This window comes from Novosphingobium sp., from assembly GCF_036803765.1.
Taxonomy (GTDB): Bacteria; Pseudomonadota; Alphaproteobacteria; order Sphingomonadales; family Sphingomonadaceae; genus Novosphingobium.
In genome coordinates this window covers 1-3456 of the sequence record NZ_DAIRTS010000056.1, presented here as the reverse complement: position 1 = coordinate 3456, position 3456 = coordinate 1, and the positions used below count along the sequence as shown (strand labels likewise).

General features: G+C 70.6%; 3 protein-coding genes. All 3 read left to right on the top strand.

What is annotated here, in order from left to right:
- On the top strand, positions 1 to 2129 hold a 2129-nt coding region (locus tag V7Q48_RS18255; RefSeq protein ID WP_333840688.1), incomplete at its 5' end, for an FUSC family protein.
- Positions 2126 to 2356, top strand: coding sequence for a DUF1656 domain-containing protein (locus V7Q48_RS18250; RefSeq protein WP_333840686.1), 231 nt, complete (start codon positions 2126 to 2128; stop codon positions 2354 to 2356). The genes V7Q48_RS18255 and V7Q48_RS18250, both read left to right, overlap by 4 nt.
- On the top strand, positions 2356 to 3297 hold the full coding sequence (locus V7Q48_RS18245) for an HlyD family secretion protein (protein ID WP_333840683.1): 942 nt from the start codon (positions 2356 to 2358) through the stop codon (positions 3295 to 3297). The genes V7Q48_RS18250 and V7Q48_RS18245 overlap by 1 nt, the downstream gene beginning before the upstream one ends.
- The last annotated feature ends 159 nt before the right edge of the window (positions 3298 to 3456 follow it).

Genomic DNA, 3456 nt, shown 5'->3' with positions numbered 1-3456 from the left:
CCCCCGTACCGGCCCCCGCCGCCCTTGCCAGGCCCCCGCGTGCGCAGCCGCGCTGGCTGCAGCCGATGCTGTTTTCGGCCAAGACCGTCGCGGCGGCCTTCCTTGCGCTGTGGATCGGACTGTTCGTCGGGCTGCCCTTTCCGTTCTGGGCGATGACCACGGCGTTCATCGTCTCGAACCCCTTGTCCGGGGCGACCCGGTCCAAGGCGATCTATCGCGTCGTCGGCACCTTCGTCGGGGCGGCCTTCGCCGTGCTCGTCGTGCCGGTGCTGGTGGTTTCGCCGATGGTGCTGTCGTCCGCGCTCGCGCTGTGGGTCGGCGCCTGCCTGACGGTGTCGCTGCTCGATCGCTCGGCGCGGTCGTACACGCTGATGCTCGCCGGCTATACGGCCGCCATCATCGGCTTCTCCAGCGTCAACCAGCCGCAGCTGGTATTCGACACGGCCGTCGCCCGCGTCACCGAGATCACGCTCGGCATCGTCGCGGCGACCGTGATGCACAGCCTGATCCTGCCGCAATCGGTGGCCAAGCCGCTCGGTGCGCGGCTCGAGCGCTGGATCGCCGATGCGCAGGTCTGGCTGGCCGACTGCGTCAGCGGCGTCGCACCCAGCCATCTGGCGGCGGAGCAGCGACGCCTGGCCAGCGACATCGTCGATTGCACGCTGCTGGCGATCCACGTGCCTTACGACACCTCACACTGGCGCGAGGCGACCGGCACGCTCAAGGCGCTGCTCGAACGCATGGTGCTGCTCGTGCCGCTGCTCTCCGGCCTGGCCGACCGCAGCGCCGCGATCGCCGATGCGCCGCAGGTCGATCCCGCCCTGACTCGCGCGCAGGCCGCGACGCGGGCCTGGCTGGCAGAGGGTGGCCCGGCCGAGGCCATGCCGGTGTTCGAGCGCCCCGAAAGCACCGCGCCGCATACCTGGCACGACTTGCTGGTGGTCAGCTATCGCGTGCGCCTGTCGCAAGTGGTGCTGCTGCTGGGCGAATGCCGCCAGGCGCTGGATGCGCTGCAGGACCCGCTGCGCACGGTGCCGGCGGCGCTGCGCTCGCCGCGCTCCACCTTGCGCCTCCATCGCGATTTCGGCCATGCCCTGGTCGCCGGCGCGGCCGCCGCGATCGCCGTTCTCGCCTGCTGCGCGCTGTGGATTTATTCGGGCTGGGCCGATGGGGCCGGTGCGGCGGCGATGACCGCGGTGTTCTGCTGTTTGTTCGCGGCGATGGACAATCCGATCCCGGCGATGATGCGCTTCGGCGTAGCGATCTGCGCCGGCGTTCCGCTGGCCGGGCTCTACCTCTTCGAGGTCCTGCCCTATGTCAGCAGCTTTGGCGCGCTGGCCGCGGTGATGGCCCCCTTCCTTCTGGTGGTCGCCGCCTTCATCCCCGACCCGCGCAACGGCACTCTGGGAACGGCGATGGCGATGGGCTTCTGCAGCGCGCTGGCGATCCAGGAGAGCTTCCACCCCGATTTCGAGCGCTTCGTGAACAGCAACATCGGGCAGGTGCTGGCCGTTATCCTTGCCGCCGGGTTCACGGCGGGCCTGCGTACGCTCGGCACCGATGTCGCCATCCGCCGCCTGTTGCGCGCACTCAAGCGCGACCTCGTGCGCCTGTCGGGAAGCGCCACGCCGCCCGACACCGGCGCTGCGATGGGCCGGGTAATCGACCAGACCGCGCTGCTTTCCCAGCGGCTTGGCACCGCGGATGACGGAACGCAGGGCGAAGGCGGGATGGCGGCGCAGATCGGCCTGCGCGAGGTGCGCCTGGCGATCAACCTCGTCGCGATCCAGCACGCCCGCGCCGCGGCCCCGCCGCGCCAGCGCCGGGCGCTGACCATCCTGCTGCGTCACGCCGAAGCCTATTTCCGCGCCTGGGAACCCGATCGCGCGCCCCCGCCCGATCCTCGGCTCGAACAGCGCATCGACCGCGCCCTGCGCCTGACCCTGCGCGAGGCCGGGGCAACGAGCCCGCCGCCGCTGCCTTTCGGCCATCCCGAGGCACAAGGCGCATCGCATGCCGTGGCCGCGCTGATCGCCTTCCGCCGCACGCTGTTTCCCGACAGTCCGGCGCCGGACCTGTGGCTAGTGGCCCCGCAGAATCCCCCCTTGACGACGGAGCGCCCGGCATGACCCCGCCCCCCGCCTGGTCCGAATATTCCTTCGGCGAAGTCTTCATCGCCTCGGCGCCGGTCACGGCCACGGTCGCATTCCTGCTCGCGCTGGTGGTCCACCGCGTGTTGGTGTGGCTGAAATTCTACCGCTGGGTGTGGCACCCGGTTCTGTTCGATACCGCGATGTTCGTGGTGTTCTGGGCGCTGCTCGTGCGCTTCCCCCAAGCGATCAATGGATGGTTGTGATGGCATTTTCCCCTTCCCCCGCAGTGCGCAAGACCGTCCAGATCGTGATCACTGGCGCGATCGTCGTCGTCGCGGCGCTGGGTGCGCGCAGTCTCTGGGTGCATTACCAGTCCGACCCCTGGACCCGCGACGGGCGCCTGCGCGCCGACGTCGTGCAGGTGGCGCCCGACGTGCAGGGCCTCGTGACCCGCGTCGCGGTGGTCAACGACCAGCCGGTCCATAAGGGCGACGTCCTCTTCGAGATCGACTCCTCGCGCTATGCCCTTGCGCTGCGCGAGACCGCGGATGCCATCGCCAAGGCCGATGCCGGGATTGCCCGCGCCAACGCCATGCTCGCCGAGGCCCGGCGCGAGGCATCGCGCAATCGCGGTCTGGGCGACCTGGTCCCGCTGGAAGTCACCCAGCAGAGCGAGACCAAGGTGGCCGATGCGCAGGCCCAGCTGGCCGAAGCGCGCACGGCGCGCGAAAGCGCACTCAGCCAGCGCGCCATGGCCCAGCTGAACCTGTCGCGCACCGTGGTACGGGCCTCAGTCGATGGCACGATTTCCGACCAGACGCTGCGGCCCGGCAACTACGTCTCGCCGGGCAAGCCGGTCATGGCACTGGTCGATGCAGGCTCGCTGCGCATCGAGGGCTACTTCGAGGAAACCAAGCTGGCCCACGTCCATGTCGGGCAGCGCGCCACGGTGCGCCTGATGGGCGAGGACCGCGTGATCAAGGGGCACGTCACCTCGATCGCGGTGGCGGTCGAGGACCACGACCGCACCGGCAGCACCAGCGGCCTGCCCTCGATCAATCCCAGCTTCTCGTGGGTGCGCCTGCCCCAGCGCGTGCCGGTGCGCATCGCGCTCGACGAGCGCCCCGCCGGAATGGCGCTGATCGCCGGGCGCACCGCCTCGGTGACGCTCGCGCCCGACACCCGGCCGGAGCCGCGCCGGTGAGCCGCCTTTGCGCACTCGCCGCCGCATCGGCGCTGGTCCTGCTGGCCGGCTGCAAGGCCGTCGGCCCCGACTACCACCTGCCCGAGAATGCGGTGATCCAGCGGCCCGCCGCCAATGGCGCTTTCCAGTCGGCCCCGCCCGCCCTGACCACTACCGATC

Bases quoted from the DNA above. Each gene is read 5' to 3' on its own strand.
- V7Q48_RS18250 (WP_333840686.1), top strand. From the start codon at position 2,126: ATGACCCCGCCCCCCGCCTGGTCCGAATATTCCTTCGGCGAAGTCTTC.
- V7Q48_RS18245 (WP_333840683.1), top strand. From the start codon at position 2,356: ATGGCATTTTCCCCTTCCCCCGCAGTGCGCAAGACCGTCCAGATCGTG.